We start from the raw sequence: 15,286 nt of genomic DNA, 5'->3' as shown, positions 1-15,286 counted from the left end.
CCAGTGTCGAATAGATTCTTAAAAAGAATTTGTGAGGTGTAAAATGAAGATAACCTTTTTAGGAGCTGCGAAAACAGTTACCGGCTCGTGTTTCTTTGTGGAGACAGCGTCTTCCAAATTCCTTGTAGATTGCGGAATGTTTCAGGGATACTCTAAGGACAATTCGTTAAATGAAGAGGAGTTTCCTTTTAATGTATCGGAGCTTGATTATATTTTTCTTACCCATGCTCATATAGACCACAGTGGAAGGATTCCAAGGATTTATATTAAGGGCTTTAAGGGTGAGGTAATTGCTACAAAGGCCACAGTGGAACTTTGTGCTATTATGCTGCCTGACAGCGGTCATATTCAAGAATATGAAAACGAATGGACGAACAGAAAAAGAATTCGTGCAGGGAAACCGCCTGTTGAGCCGTTGTATACATATCAGGATGCAGTAGATTCTCTGCAGCTTTTTAGGAAGGTATCTTACGGTGAAATACTCAAGATAAATGACGAAATAAGGGTAAGATTTAACGATGCTGGACATATCTTAGGGTCAGCCATCATTGAAATGTGGATTACAGAGAAGGGCGAAGAGACCAAAATAGTATTTTCTGGAGACTTGGGGAATAGGGATATTCCAATATTAAAGGATCCTTCTATAATTGAAAGTGCGGATTATCTTGTAATTGAGTCGACTTACGGAAACAGATTGCATAATCAGCGAGCGGACAAAGCAGAGTATTTCTTGGACTTAATAAATAATACAATTGAAAAAGGCGGAAATGTCGTAATACCTTCCTTTGCAGTGGGAAGAACCCAGGAACTCATATATGAGTTGAATAAAAAGAAGGAAGTATGCGATGAGAAATTAAAAAAACTTTTTGCTACGCCGGTTTATATTGATAGTCCGATGGCCATATCTGCAACAGAAGTATTTAGAAATAATCTGGACTGCTACGATGATGAAGCAAGGGAATATGTTGAAAACGGTGACAATCCTCTAGACTTCCCTGGACTTAAGTTTACTCGAACAGCTGATGAGTCTAAGGCATTGAATGAAAGAAAAGACAGCTCGATAATCATTTCTGCCAGCGGTATGTGTGAGGCAGGAAGGATCAGACATCATTTGAAGCACAACCTATGGAGGAAGGACAGCACAATAATTTTTGTAGGATATCAGGCAGAAGGGACTCTAGGAAGAAGGCTTTTGGACGGAGCAAAGAAAGTAAGGTTGTTTGGCGAAGAGATTTCGGTGGAAGCAAGGATTGAGATGATTGAGGGCTTTTCAGGCCATGCGGATAAGCAAGGGCTTTTAAGCTGGATCGAAAGGTTTAGCAAAAAGCCAAAAAAGATTTTTATAGTCCATGGCGAAGAAGATTCAATGACTGAGTTTTCAGAAGAAATTTACAGAAGATTTAATATAGAAACTATAATACCTTTTAAAGGCGAAAGCTTTATACTAAATGCATATAATGTGATTGAAACCGATGAAATAATTAGGCCGGACAATTCCTTTAAGAGACTTCAGGTGGTTGAAAAGCTTGAAAACATTAAGGAAGAGGTAGACGAATTGACATATATATTAAAATCAGACTTAAAGCAGGATAAAACTGACCTCGAGATTGATGAATTGCTGACAAGACTTAAGAATATTGAAAAGTCAATATTAGAGGCGCTAAAATAATATATGTGAAAATATTAATATGTTATGTTAAAAAATAAAGAAGTTGAAAATTCTTCTTTATTTTTTTTTGCCTTTAGTGTAGAATATAAATAAATCACTGGTAGCATGGTAGGTACTGAAATTTATTTATTGGAGGATGGTAGGATTATGTTTATGAAGTTCTTATTTCTTGCGATCTTTGTTGCCATTATGGTCGGTGTCGGAATCTACAGCAAAAAGAAAGTAAATAACGAACAGGACTTTTTATTGGGCGGAAGAGCGATGGGACCGTGGATCTCAGCTTTTGCCTATGGTACGACGTATTTTTCGGCAGTTATTTTTATAGGCTATGCAGGCAAAAATGGATGGAACTTTGGAATTTCCACAGTATGGATTGGAATCGGAAATGCAGTTTTAGGCTGTCTTCTCTCTTGGCTTATCCTAGCAAAGAGAACCCGTAAAATGACCCATGATTTAAACGTTTCTACAATGCCAGAATTCTTTGAAAAAAGATATGACAGCAAGGGTATGAAAATAGTGGCATCAATCATTATCTTTGTATTTCTTGTTCCTTATTCGGCATCGGTTTACCAGGGATTGAGCTATTTAATTGAAAAGACACTTGCAGAGCCGCTGGCTGCTACCATTGGGATTACGATTTCCTTTGAGGCAATTATGCTGGTAATGGCTGCATTGACGGGAATATACCTTTTGCTTGGAGGATATGTTGCCACTGCAATTAATGACCTGATACAGGGTATTATAATGATAATCGGAATTGTCCTAATGATAGCTTTTGTCGTAAATCACGAAAATGTCGGAGGACTTACTGAAGGAATATCAAGACTTTCGCAAATTCCGGAAGTTGGTGAAGGACTGGTTAAGCCTTTTGGTCCTCAGCCTTTAAACCTCCTTTCAATGATTATACTCACAAGTCTTGGCACATGGGGATTGCCACAAATGATTCATAAGTTTTACGCCGTCAAAGACGATGATGCCATAAAGAAAGGTACCGTTGTTGCGACAATTTTTGCAATATTGATATCCGGTGGAGCATATTTTATAGGTTCTTTCGGTAGGCTCTTTGTTTCACTGGACGAAATTGGCGGAGACCTTGACAGGGTTGTACCTACAATGCTCGAAAGTGCATTGCCGGATTATTTGATGGGGATTGTGATTATCTTGGTGCTGTCGGCTTCGATGTCAACCCTTTCTTCATTGGTACTTGTATCAAGCTCGGCAATTTCTATGGACCTTATAAAGGGAGTATTCTTCCCAAAAATGAAAAGTGAAAAGGTTATGTTTCTTATGAGAGTGCTTTGTGCATTGTTTGTTGCCTTCTCATTTATCGTTGCTGTAATACCAAGCTCTATTTTGACACTTATGTCATTATCCTGGGGAGCTGTTGCAGGGTCGTTCCTTGCTCCATTTCTGTATGGCTTATACTGGAAGGGTACAACCAAGGTCGGAGCATGGTCAGGTATGATAGTTGGATTTTTATGCGCAGTAGGCGGCTCAATGATTTTTGGTATGAAGAATACACCAAATGTGGGTGCCGCAGCCATGATCATATCTTTGATAGTGGTACCTGTGGTCAGCCTATTTACAGCAAAGCTTCCAAAAGCACATATCAACATGATATATGGCGATAAAGACGAAAAGCAAAAGTTGGCCTCCTAACTATATATAAAATTGAATTAGTATTGATAAAGCAGCCGGAGTATATTTTTTCGGCTGTTTTGACTTTTGATATAGTCTCATAAATTATAAGTCAGCCTATTGGCCTATTAGCAATTAATAATTGACAATAATTCATGGATAAAAGATAATATTAATGGGTTTAATATGCTTGGATTATGTGATAAGATAGAAATAAAATTATTCTATATTTATAAATAGATGGGGGATTGTTGATGAAAAAACTAATGCTCGGAAACGAGGCAGTAGCCAGAGGAGCTTATGAGGCAGGGGTAAAAGTTGCAACAGCTTACCCTGGTACGCCGAGTACCGAAATAACAGAAAATATAGCAAAATATGACGAAGTGTATTCTGAGTGGTCACCAAATGAAAAGGTTGCTCTTGAAGTAGCCATAGGCTCATCAATTGCCGGAGGAAGAGCAATTTGCTCAATGAAGCATGTTGGGCTTAATGTAGCAGCAGATCCGTTGTTTACCGTATCCTATACCGGCGTTAATGCAGGACTTGTTATCATGGTTGCAGATGATCCGGGAATGCATAGTTCACAGAATGAGCAGGACAGCCGTATGTATGCAAAAGCTTCGAAAATACCTATGGTTGAGCCTTCCGACAGTGAAGAATGTAAAGAATATGTGAAGGAAGCCTTTGAAATAAGCGAGAAATTCGATACCCCTGTTCTTTTCAGGCTTTCAACAAGGATATCGCATTCACAGAGCATTGTTGAAATCGGAGATAGGGAAGATATAGCGCTTAGGGAATATAAAAAGGATCCCGACAAGTATGTTATGATGCCTGCAATGGCACGCAAAAGACATGTGGCTGTAGAAAATAGAATGGCAGCTTTAGCCGAGTTCTCAAATACCACCCCTTTAAATAGGATTGAATGGGGAAACACGGACGTTGGTGTAATAACCAGTGGAATTGCTTATCAGTATGCAAGAGAAGCCTTCGGTGATGTTTCATATCTTAAGCTTGGAATGATTTATCCTCTTCCGGACAAATTAATTAAAGAATTTTCTGAGAAAGTAAAAGTATTATATGTTATTGAAGAATTGGAGCCGTTTTTTGAGGATCATATAAAGAAGTTAGGAATTAAGGTAATAGGCAAGGATGTATTGCCTGTTATGGGCGAATATAGTGCCAACCTTATCAGGGAAAAGGTGTTTGGAAACCAAAGTACCGGAAAGAAAATCGAGGGAATCGGGACGCCGGTAAGACCTCCTGTAATGTGCCCAGGCTGTCCGCATAGAGGAATGTTTTATGTACTCAATAAGCTAAAGCTTACGGTTAGCGGAGATATAGGGTGTTATACATTAGGAGCGCTGCCGCCTACCCAGGCAATGGATACCTGTGTTTGCATGGGTGCAAGCATTGGTGCAGCTCATGGTATGGAAAAATCAAGGGGCAAGGAGTTTGGCAGTAAAACTGTCGCTATACTGGGAGATTCCACATTTGTACATTCAGGAATAACCGGGCTGGTTAACGTAGTTTATAATAAAGGAAATTCAACAGTAATAATACTTGACAACTCCATTACCGGTATGACAGGTCATCAGCATAATCCTACAACCGGCTTTACAATAAAGGGTGAGCCCACAAGACAGGTGGATCTTGAAAAACTTTGCCACGCTGTTGGGGTTGACAGAGTTAAGGTCGTAGATCCTTTCAACTTAAAAGAGTTTGAAAAGACTGTAAGAGAAGAGATTGCGGCTGATGAGCCTTCAGTTGTGATTTCCCAGAGGCCATGTGCACTTTTAAAAAATGTGAAGTTCGAAGGTCCTCATAAAATAATCAACGAGAAATGTAAAAAATGCAAGATGTGTATGAAAATAGGATGTCCTGCTATCGTTGACTTTGGAGATCATATAGAAATAAACGATGCTTTATGTGTGGGATGCGGATTATGTTCAAAAGTATGCAACTTTGATGCAATTGAAAAGGCTGGTGAATAAAAATGGATAAATGTAATATAATGATAGTTGGAGTAGGTGGGCAGGGTACATTGCTTGCCAGCAGGGTCATAGGTAATGTCGCACTAAAACAGAATTATGACGTTAAAGTCTCTGAAGTACATGGAATGTCACAGAGAGGTGGAAGTGTCGTAACTTATGTAAAGATAGGTGACAAGGTATACTCTCCGATAATTGAAAAGGGGGAGGCGGATATAATTATTGCCTTTGAAATGCTTGAGGCTTTAAGGTGGGCTGAATATCTAAAAGAGGACGGCAAGCTTTTGGTTAATGAGCAAAAAATTAATCCTATGCCCGTTATAATAGGAAAAGAAAAATATCCTGAAAACATAATGGAAAAGCTCAGGGAAAACTATAAAAATGTTATTTCCCTAGATGCCCTTAAAATAGCCAAAGAATGTAAAAACATAAAAGCAGTTAATACAGTTTTGATTGGGCTTTTGGCAAAATCAATGAATATTGATAAAGAATTATGGATTGAGTCGCTTAAGGAAATTGTTCCTCAAAAAGCGCTTGACGTGAATCTAAAGGCTTTTGAAGAAGGCTATAGCAGGGGTTAATATAAGTATTCGCAAGAATCAAATAGATAAAACCGATAGGCAGGGGCCTATGGTGTTACTATAAAATTATTATGTGTATTGGGGGTAGTTATATGCAGTACTGGAATCCTTCGTGTGAATGTATGTCAAGAGAAGAGATGATGAAGCTTCAGACAGAAAGGCTTATTGATACTGTAAAAAGGATATACCATAATGTTCCGGTATATAGAGAAAAAATGCAAGAGAAGGGTATCGAACCCGGAGATATTAAAACCTTGGATGACCTAAAGAAGCTTCCTTTCACTTACAAAAATGATTTAAGAGATACTTATCCCTATGGATTTTTTGCTTCTCCGTTAAGTGAAATTGTAAGAATACATGCTTCTTCCGGTACAACAGGAAAACAAACAGTAGTTGGTTACACAAGGAAAGACATTGATACTTGGGCAGAGGTTACAGCAAGAACCCTGGTTTCTGCCGGTGCCGACAAGAACTCTCTTATCCAAGTTGCCTATGGATATGGGCTTTTTACGGGAGGTTTGGGAATACACTATGGTGCTGAAAGAGTTGGAGCATCGGTTATACCTATCTCCGGAGGTAATACAAAAAGACAGATCCAAATAATGAAGGATTTTGGTACTACTATTTTGGCATGTACTCCTTCGTATGCTTTATATATGGCGGAAGAAATGGAAGAATTGGGCGTCAAGAAAGAAGACTTGAAGCTCAAAGCAGGTGTTTTTGGGGCTGAACAATGGTCTGAAAATATGAGGAAAGAGATAGAAGAGAGACTTGGGATAATTGCCATAGATATTTATGGATTAAGTGAAATAATCGGACCTGGAGTTTCCACCGAGTGTCATTGCAGATGTGGACTTCATATACAAGAGGATCACTTTATTCCCGAGATTATTGACCCGGTAACTGAAGAAGTGCTCCCACCGGGCTCAAAAGGCGAGCTGGTATTCTCAACGGTTACAAAAGAAGGAATTCCTTTGATTAGGTACAGAACAAGGGATATTTCTACTCTAAACTATGAAAAGTGTGAATGCGGAAGAACTACTGTCAGAATGAGCAAAGTATCGGGAAGAACCGACGATATGCTCACAATTAGAGGGGTAAATGTATTCCCGTCACAGATAGAAACTGTTCTTCTTGAATTTGGAGATACGGCTCCCCATTATCTATTAATAGTGGATAGAATAGATAATTTGGATGTACTGGAAATATGGGTGGAAATGAACCAGCAGTTGTTCTCCGATCAGGTTAAGAGAATTGAAGATATTGAAAGGAAAATAAGAAAAGCTATTGAGGAAATTCTTGGAGTCAGTGCAACAGTAAAGCTTGTTGAACCAAAGACTATTGAAAGAAGTGAAGGAAAAGCTAAGCGAGTTATTGACAAGCGTAAGTTCTAAACTCATTATTAGGATTATTGGAATTATTCCAAAATAAAAATGGAGGGATAAGACATGCTTGTAAAACAGATTTCCGTATTTTTAGAGAACAAATCCGGCAGGCTTGCTGAGGTTACAAAAATTCTTGCAGATAGCAATATAGACATCAGCGCTCTGTCAATAGCCGATACCACTGATTTTGGAATTTTAAGGCTCATTGTGAATGATCCGGAGACAGCGGAAAAGGCTTTGAAGGATAACGGTTTTACAGTTAGCTGTTGCAGTGTTATTGCTATTTCAGTTCCCGACAAGCCGGGAGGACTTGCTAAAGCATTAAGCGTTTTGGAATCAGAAGCTATAGGGATAGAATACATGTATGCTTTTGTTGGAAAAGCAGAAAATGAGGCATTGGTTATATTAAGGCTTGATAATCCGGAAAAAGCTGTAGATATGCTTGAAGGCGCCGGCGTGAAGGTATTGACTTCCGATACAGTTTGCAAGCTTTAGTCTAAACTTGCCGCAAGCCTTAGAGGATGGTGTTATGGATACAAAAAAAGAGCCCTTGGCCTATAGAATGAGGCCTAGAACCTTAGAAGAGTTTTTTGGACAGGAAGAAATAGTTGGTGAAGGAAAGCTTTTAAACAGGATGATAAAGGCAGATAGGATTTCCTCAATTATTCTCTACGGTCCTCCCGGTACGGGCAAAACTTCTCTAGCAAGGATTATTGCCAACACTACCAAGGCCAATTTTGAAAAACTTAATGCTGTCACTGCCGGTGTTGCGGATATAAAGAGGATTGTGTCGGATACACAGAACCTGATACTGAATCCTAAAGGAAAAACAGTATTGTTTATTGATGAGATTCACAGGTTCAATAAATCCCAACAGGATGCACTTCTTCCGTATGTGGAGGATGGTACGATTATTCTTGTGGGAGCAACTACTGAGAATCCTTATTTTGAAGTTAATAAGGCATTGATTTCGAGGTCTTCAGTATTTATGCTAAAGCCCCTTGGCAGTGATGCAATAAAGAAGGTAATCGGAAATGCCCTTGAAGACAGGGAGCGGGGGCTTGGCAATGTGGATATTGAAATAGATAATGGTGCGATCAACTACTTGGCGGATATTTGCGATGGTGATGCCAGAATAGCTTTAAACGCTCTTGAACTTGCTGTTTTAACATCTTCTATTGGAAATGACGGTAAATTACATATTGATATGGAACTGATTGAGGAATGTGTCCAAAAGAAGGCTGCAAGGTATGACAAATCCGGTGAGGAGCATTATGATAATATCAGTGCCTTTATTAAGTCTATGCGGGGAAGTGATCCGGATGCTGCGGTTTTTTATCTTGCACGAGCATTGTATGCCGGTGAGGATCCAATGTTTTTGGCACGCAGAATAATGATATGTGCATCTGAGGATGTTGGGATGGCAAATCCAGCTGCTTTGCAATTGGCAGTTTCAGCGGCACAGGCTGTACACATGGTGGGTATGCCTGAGGCAAGAATTATTCTGTCTCAAGCAGCAGTTATGGTAGCTACCAGCCCAAAATCAAACTCATGTTATGCAGCAATCAACCATGCTTTAGAAGATGTAAAAAACAAACGAACAGGTGAAATCCCGATGCACCTAAGAAATGCCGTGACACCGGGAATGAAAGATTTAGGATACGGAAGGGGCTATAAATACGCCCATGACTATCCTGGCAATATTGTTGACCAGGATTACCTTCCGCAAGAGATTAAGGGGACTGTCTATTATAATCCTAGCGCAAATGGCTATGAACTAAAAATTAAGGATTGGCTTCAAAAAAGAAGAAGCAAAAAGTAAGAAATAAATGATTTAAAGCAAATAATAATCTATATATTAATCTTTGTGACAATTTTGAGATTGGGGGCATCCTGAACAGCCACAGCTGCAGGATCCCTTTTTCTTGTCTTTATATATTTTTATAACTGCCAGAACACCCAAGCATATCAAAATAGCACTTATTATAATAGTTGCAAGATTCTCAATTATAACTCTAATCATAATTTGGCACCTCCTAGTACCGCTTTTCCGACTTTTTTGGCCGAGCTATTTTTTCTGTCTTTATTGTTCGGTCGGCGCAGAAGCAGATAAATAAATCCTATAATAACTACAATTGCAATGGCAGTGAATACGTTAAACCCATTGCCTTTAAACAACATACCAAGCTGGTATATGCAAAGAGAAACTGCATACGCTAAAACTGTTTGATAGCCTAGTGCTATAAAAGTCCACTTTGGACTTTTCATTTCTCTTCTGATAGCTCCAATAGCAGCAAAGCATGGTGCACAGAGTAGATTGAAAACAAGTAATGAATATGCTGAAAGCATTGTGAATGAAGCTTGCAGAGTACTCCATATTTCTACACCGTCTTCAGCAACCTCCTGAAATCCGTAAAGAACACCAAAGGTTCCAACGACATTTTCCTTAGCTACAAGGCCTGTGAGCGTTGCAACAGCTGCTTCCCAAGTACCCCAGCCAAGAGGAGCGAAGATGGGGGCAATAATACTTCCTAAGGATGCAAGTATTGAATCCGGCGCATCCACCATTTGCATCTGCCAGTTAAAGTTGGACAGGAACCATACAAGTCCGCTGGCTAGGAATATAATTGTTCCTGCTTTTTTAACGAAGGATTTGGATTTATCCCAAATCTGAAAAGCTACATTCTTAATTCCCGGGATATGGTAAGCGGGAAGCTCCATAACAAAAGGTGCAGGGCTACTGGATAAAGCTTTGGTTTTCTTTAAGATTATTCCCGAGCAAATAATTGCGACAATACCGATAAAATAGGCAGAAGGTGCTACCCAAAGGGATCCAGGGAAAAATGCTCCTGCTATCAGTGAAATAATCGGTAGCTTCGCTGAGCAGGGAATAAACGTTGTCGTCATGATGGTCATTTTACGGTCTTCTTCGCTTTCAATGGTCCTCGAAGCCATAATACCCGGCACACCGCAGCCTGTTCCAATAATAATCGGTATAAAGGATTTGCCGGAAAGACCGAATTTTCTGAAGATTCTGTCCATGATGAAGGCGATTCTAGCCATGTACCCGCAGTCCTCAAGGATTGAAAGGCATAAGAACAGTACCATCATTTGGGGCAAAAAGCCAAGTACAGCACCTACACCGCCAATTATACCGTCAAGAATCAAAGATGACAGCCAATCGGCACAGTTAACCGATTCTAGAAAGCCTTCTACTGCAGGAGGAATAATCTCCCCAAACAATACATCATTTACCCAATCGGTTGCCCATCCTCCTACAGTAGTGACTGATATAAAATAGACAAGGAATATAATCGCAGCAAAAATAGGAAATGCCAGCAATCGATTTGTAAGTACCCTGTCAATCTTATCCGATACTGTTAGGCGGGAGGTATTCTTGCGCACGTAACAGTCCTTGATGACATCAGCAATGTAGTTATATCTTTCGTTGGTGATAATGCTTTCGCTGTCATCATCTAGCTGTTTTTCACATTCGGCAATAATGCTATCAATTTTAGATCTAATTTTCTCATCTAAAGCTAACTGTTCCCATACCTTTTGATCCCGCTCAAAAAGTTTGATACTGTACCAGCGCAGAAGATTTGGGCTAATAGTGTTTTCAATGTAAGAAGCAATCTTTGATAACGAGTCTTCAACCAATTCTGAAAACTTATGCTGAGCAATTGTCTTTGTTTTTTGCTTCGCAAGAGCGATTGCTTTTGATACAGCCTCATTTGAGCCAGTGCCTTTTAAGGCGGAGGTTTCAATTATTTCACATCCGAGCTTTTCAGAAAGCTTTTTAATATCAATGCTATCACCTTTCTTGCGCACAATATCAATCATATTGAGGGCGATAACCACAGGTATACCCATTTCGGTAAGCTGTGTGGTAAGGTACAGATTCCTTTCAATATTAGTTCCGTCAACAATGTTTATTATTGCATTAGGTTCTTCGTTTATCAAATAGTTTCTCGAAACAATTTCCTCCGGTGTATAAGGGGAGAGAGAGTAAATACCTGGCAGGTCAGTTAGAATAACATCCTTGTGACCTTTAAGTCTCCCTTCCTTTTTTTCTACGGTAACGCCGGGCCAATTGCCGACATACTGATTGCTTCCCGTTAAATCATTAAACATAGTAGTCTTGCCGGAGTTTGGATTGCCAGCAAGAGCAATTTTTATGGGCATAAAATTTCCTCCTTAGCATCTAGTTAGCTTAGCCTAACTGTTGGGCATAAATACTAACATAATAGAATCAGCTTGATTTCTGTATCTCAATCATTTCTGCAGCAGATTTTCTGAGACTTAGCTCGTAACCTCTTACATTTATTTGAATCGGATCACCGAGGGGGGCTACTTTGCGGATATAAATCTCGCAGCCTCTGGTGATACCCATATCCATTATGCGTCTTTTTAGGGCACCTTCACCATGCAACTTAACAACCTTAACGGTTTGACCGCACTTAGCATCTCTTAAACTAAACATATACCTTCTCCTTTCTTGGGGTATACAAACCACATATTCACCAGGTTAGAAGTGACTAACTTGCGACCAAAAAAATATAGTTAGTCAAGACTATCTATCTTCAAGTTTAGCAACGCAGTTTTTATTTGTCAATAACTATGTGAAATATTTTTCAATAATTTTCTTGATAGAATCAGGGTCTTTCAAAAACAGGTTGATTTGTAATTCACAGATATGGCATATATAGGAGAAATTCTATTGTTAAGAGCTTGAATTTGTGATAACATATAAAATGTAGTTTTCTCATGTCAGGTGGTGATATTACAGTGAAAATCCAAGAGTCAGCTGAAAATTACCTTGAGACTATTCTTGTACTAAGGCAAAGGATAGGAAATGTTAGGTCCATTGATATAGTAAATGAGATGAATTTCTCCAAGCCAAGCATTAGCTATGCTATGAAGCAGCTTAGAGAAAATGGATACATCTTAATGGATGAATCGGGATATATAACATTGACCGATAAAGGAATGGAAATTGCGGAGCGCATTTATGAGCGCCACAAAGTACTGACGGACTACCTTATCTCCCTAGGGGTAGATGAAGATGTTGCAAGGGAGGATGCCTGCCGTATCGAACATGTAATTAGTCCGAAGAGCTTTGAAATGATTAAAAAGGCATATAAAGAAAGTCAAAATAGATAAACAAAGTAAAGCCTCAAATTCATTAGTAGATTTGAGGCTTTTGAATTTTTTGTGACCAATTTATTTACTTGTATTTTTCTATATTTTCATTGTATGGCGGGTAAATAATTCCTTTGTCAGTAATAATCGCTGAGATGTATTTGTTTGGTGTTACGTCAAAAGCAGGGTTTTTTACATTTACACCTTCAGGAGCTATTCTGACGCCCTTTATATGGGTTATCTCATCAGGGCTTCGTTCTTCTATAGGAATTTGCTTTCCTGTCTCTATGGAAAAATCAATGGTTGTCGTAGGAGCAGCAACATAAAAAGGTATATTGTTTTCCTTTGCAAGAACAGCAACGGAATAAGTACCGATTTTGTTTGCCGTATCTCCGTTTAAAGCTATTCTGTCAGCTCCAACTATTACACAATCAATTAATCCCTCTTTCATAAAATGTCCTGCCATATTGTCGCATATAAGTGTTACGGGTATATTATCCTGCATCAGCTCCCATGCAGTAAGCCTTGAGCCCTGAAGGTAAGGCCTTGTTTCGTCGGCAAAAACTCGGATGTTTTTGCCGGATTCATGAGCCGCGCGAATAACGCCTAAAGCAGTACCGTAGTCACAGGTTGCCAAAGCACCTGCATTGCAATGGGTAAGAATTGTCCAATTTTCCTTTATCAACTCATTGCCAAATCGGCCTATGCTTCTGTTTGATTCAATATCTTCTTTTTCCATTAGGTGTGCTTCTTCTTCAATAAGGTTTTTGATTTCCTCAATGGACTTGTCCCGGTTTGAGACAGCTTTATTATACACTCTGTCAACAGCCCAAAACAGGTTTACAGCTGTAGGACGCGTGCTTTTAATTATATCGCAGACCTTTACAAGATCGGTGAAAAATTCATCTTTTGAATCAGTATTTATAGCCTTTGAAGCTATTGCTACACCGTAGGCGGCAGTTACACCTATAGCAGGAGCACCCCTTACAATCATGTCTTTTATCGCATCTGCTACTTTGGCATAGCTTTTCAGTTCTACAATCTTTTGCTCCCCCGGAAGTAAAGTCTGATCTATTAATTTTAATACTCCATTACAATACTCTAACGGCTTCATTGAGTTCTCCTTTTAAAAATATATTAAAACATTATAGGTCTATTCCAGTTAAATCAACGTTGCAACATGTGAATTTGTCATTTTCAAGGTCAATTCTTCCGATTACTTCAAAAAGCATATTCTTAACCTTTTCATTGTTTTCTGCGAACACTTTGAGTACAGCATCTTCAGTAACCGGTGCAATGTCATCACGGCCTTCAAGACCTGCATCATAATCAGTAATAAGTGATATATTCGCGTAGCATATGCCCAGTTCTCTAGCTAGATAGGCTTCCGGGTACTGAGTCATATTAATTACATCCCAGCCCATTTTGTTAAACCATCTGCTCTCAGCCACGGTGGAAAATCTCGGACCTTGTATAACAACTACAGTACCTTTTTCGTGGGTTGTTATTCCCAGATCCTTGCCAACCTCGATGGCAATCTTTCTAAGCTCGGGACAATAAGGATGCGCAGAGCTAATATGCTTAGTTACAGGACCATCATAAAAGGTATCCTTACGTCCTGTTGTCCTGTCGACAAACTGGTCGCAGATAACAAAATCTCCCGGCTTAATGTTGGGCTGAAGGCTACCTGAAGATGTAGGAGCCAGAATTTTTTTTACCCCAAGCTTTTTCATGGCGTAGAGATTTGCTCTATAAGGTATCATATGGGGTGGAAATTGGTGGTTTTTGCCATGACGGGGCAAAAAAGCAATTTTCTTGTCTCCATAGGTTGCAATTGCAATTTTGTCACTGGGTTTCCCATAAGGGGTTTCCATTTCTATTTCTTCAACATTTTCAAGAAATGAATAAAAACCTGAGCCTCCAAAAACACCGATATCAGCTTTATAATTCATCGTAAACCTCCCTGAAAAGAATTTTTTAATATACTTTATTATATTTATAAAAGTATAAATTTTCAATTAAATTGTGTAAAGCCGTGCTTCCATCATAAACCTTCAATAAAAAACGATTTTTTAAGCCAATCTAAATATATTATCAATAGTTTTATTAAAAATATTATTTTAGTATATCTTAAAAAATCATTGAACATCGAATTATTATTTAGGGAGGTAAATGGAGTGGATGACAACAGAAAAGAATTTTTCAGACAGTTGCTTATAAAAGAGGGAAAGGGCATAGAGAAAACTATAAACCTTATGAAGGAACATGATATAGCTGAGCAGGATATGGAAGCTCCCGACGAGCTATCAAACTATGATAACCACCCTGCAGAATTGGGAACAGATCTTTTCCATGCAGAGCTCAATAATGCGCTGAAGGTCCATGAAGAACATTTGCTAAAAGATATTCATGATGCTTTAATAAGGATAGATAAAGGGAACTACGGAAAATGTGAATTGTGTGCCAAGGAAATTGATGAAGAGAGGCTTGAGGTATTACCTTATACAAGACTTTGCATAGATTGTGAAACCAGTAAAGAGATAACAATAGAAAACTTGGATAGACAAAGGCCGGTTGAGGAATTGATATGGGATGCACCTTTTGGCAGAAAGTATCTTAATCGGCGAGAAGATGATGAAAATGAGGGTATGGATCAGTTTAACGACCTTTTGAAATACGGTTCATCGGATACGCCCCAGGATATGGGGGGATATCACGACTTTGAGGAATATTTTACGAATGAGATTGACAAACAAGGCGTAGTTGATAGAATGGACAACATTTCCAATGAGGAATATAAGAGACAATTGCCTTAAGTGTTGTTCTTTACACTTACAGCCTTCATTTATCCGATGCACATATTTATATACATTGCTATTATGA

At 39.0% G+C, this 15,286-nt stretch carries 14 protein-coding genes; 9 read left to right on the top strand and 5 right to left on the bottom strand.

Translation table 11 applies throughout. From position 1 onward, the window contains the following. The first annotated feature begins 43 nt into the window (after positions 1-43). The 7 genes from EFD62_RS02700 (at position 44) to EFD62_RS02670 (ending at position 9,083) form a co-directional block, all read left to right on the top strand. Complete coding sequence (locus EFD62_RS02700) at positions 44-1,669, top strand: MBL fold metallo-hydrolase RNA specificity domain-containing protein (protein WP_128705708.1); 1,626 nt, start codon at positions 44-46, stop codon at positions 1,667-1,669. Positions 1,670-1,816: 147 nt separating this feature from the next. Next, on the top strand, positions 1,817-3,328 hold the full coding sequence (locus EFD62_RS02695; protein ID WP_128705707.1) for a sodium:solute symporter family protein: 1,512 nt from the start codon (positions 1,817-1,819) through the stop codon (positions 3,326-3,328). Positions 3,329-3,561: 233 nt separating this feature from the next. Next, positions 3,562-5,298, top strand: coding sequence for an indolepyruvate ferredoxin oxidoreductase subunit alpha (gene iorA / locus EFD62_RS02690; RefSeq protein WP_069193895.1), 1,737 nt, complete (start codon positions 3,562-3,564; stop codon positions 5,296-5,298). 2 nt (positions 5,299-5,300) lie between these two features. Next, positions 5,301-5,876, top strand: coding sequence for an indolepyruvate oxidoreductase subunit beta (locus EFD62_RS02685; protein WP_069193894.1), 576 nt, complete (start codon positions 5,301-5,303; stop codon positions 5,874-5,876). A gap of 92 nt (positions 5,877-5,968) precedes the next feature. After that, positions 5,969-7,270 carry a phenylacetate--CoA ligase family protein gene (locus tag EFD62_RS02680; protein WP_069193893.1) on the top strand — a complete coding sequence of 434 codons (1,302 nt, stop codon included), beginning with the start codon at positions 5,969-5,971 and terminating at the stop codon, positions 7,268-7,270. A gap of 54 nt (positions 7,271-7,324) precedes the next feature. Continuing rightward, positions 7,325-7,756, top strand: a complete 432-nt coding sequence (locus EFD62_RS02675; protein WP_069193892.1) for an ACT domain-containing protein — start codon at positions 7,325-7,327, stop codon at positions 7,754-7,756. Between the two features lie 34 nt (positions 7,757-7,790). Then, positions 7,791-9,083 (top strand): replication-associated recombination protein A, encoded by a 1,293-nt coding sequence (locus tag EFD62_RS02670; protein ID WP_069193891.1) that lies wholly within the window; start codon positions 7,791-7,793, stop codon positions 9,081-9,083. 36 nt (positions 9,084-9,119) lie between these two features. On the opposite strand, the gene EFD62_RS02665 is transcribed toward EFD62_RS02670, so the two are convergent. From EFD62_RS02665 to EFD62_RS02655, 3 genes are all read right to left on the bottom strand, one after another. Continuing rightward, positions 9,120-9,284, bottom strand: a complete 165-nt coding sequence (locus tag EFD62_RS02665) for a FeoB-associated Cys-rich membrane protein (protein ID WP_083225111.1) — start codon at positions 9,282-9,284, stop codon at positions 9,120-9,122. Continuing rightward, entirely contained in the window at positions 9,281-11,446 is a 2,166-nt protein-coding gene (gene feoB / locus EFD62_RS02660) for a ferrous iron transport protein B (protein ID WP_128705706.1), read from the bottom strand. The genes EFD62_RS02665 and feoB overlap by 4 nt, the downstream gene beginning before the upstream one ends. Before the next feature lie 67 nt (positions 11,447-11,513). Continuing rightward, entirely contained in the window at positions 11,514-11,744 is a 231-nt protein-coding gene (locus tag EFD62_RS02655) for a FeoA family protein (RefSeq protein ID WP_069193889.1), read from the bottom strand. Between the two features lie 305 nt (positions 11,745-12,049). Between EFD62_RS02655 and EFD62_RS02650 the strand changes: the two genes are divergently transcribed. Then, complete coding sequence (locus EFD62_RS02650; RefSeq protein WP_069193888.1) at positions 12,050-12,424, top strand: metal-dependent transcriptional regulator; 375 nt, start codon at positions 12,050-12,052, stop codon at positions 12,422-12,424. A gap of 64 nt (positions 12,425-12,488) precedes the next feature. Here the strand turns inward: EFD62_RS02650 and mtnA are convergent, their stop codons facing one another. Then, positions 12,489-13,517: an S-methyl-5-thioribose-1-phosphate isomerase gene (mtnA, locus tag EFD62_RS02645; protein ID WP_069193887.1), complete on the bottom strand. Its 1,029-nt coding sequence runs from the start codon at positions 13,515-13,517 to the stop codon at positions 12,489-12,491. Between the two features lie 31 nt (positions 13,518-13,548). Next, a complete protein-coding gene (locus tag EFD62_RS02640; protein ID WP_069193886.1) occupies positions 13,549-14,355 on the bottom strand; it encodes an S-methyl-5'-thioadenosine phosphorylase in 807 nt (268 codons plus the stop codon). A gap of 225 nt (positions 14,356-14,580) precedes the next feature. Here EFD62_RS02640 and EFD62_RS02635 point away from each other — a divergent pair, with 225 nt between their 5' ends. Further along, positions 14,581-15,219, top strand: coding sequence for a TraR/DksA C4-type zinc finger protein (locus EFD62_RS02635; RefSeq protein WP_069193885.1), 639 nt, complete (start codon positions 14,581-14,583; stop codon positions 15,217-15,219). Positions 15,220-15,286 lie beyond the last annotated feature (67 nt).

Origin of the sequence: Acetivibrio mesophilus (assembly GCF_004102745.1) — a bacterium.
In the GTDB taxonomy this organism is placed as follows: Bacteria; Bacillota; Clostridia; order Acetivibrionales; family Acetivibrionaceae; genus Hungateiclostridium; species Hungateiclostridium mesophilum.
Note: the sequence above shows the minus strand (reverse complement) of the source record. Positions and strands in the feature narration are given on the sequence as shown.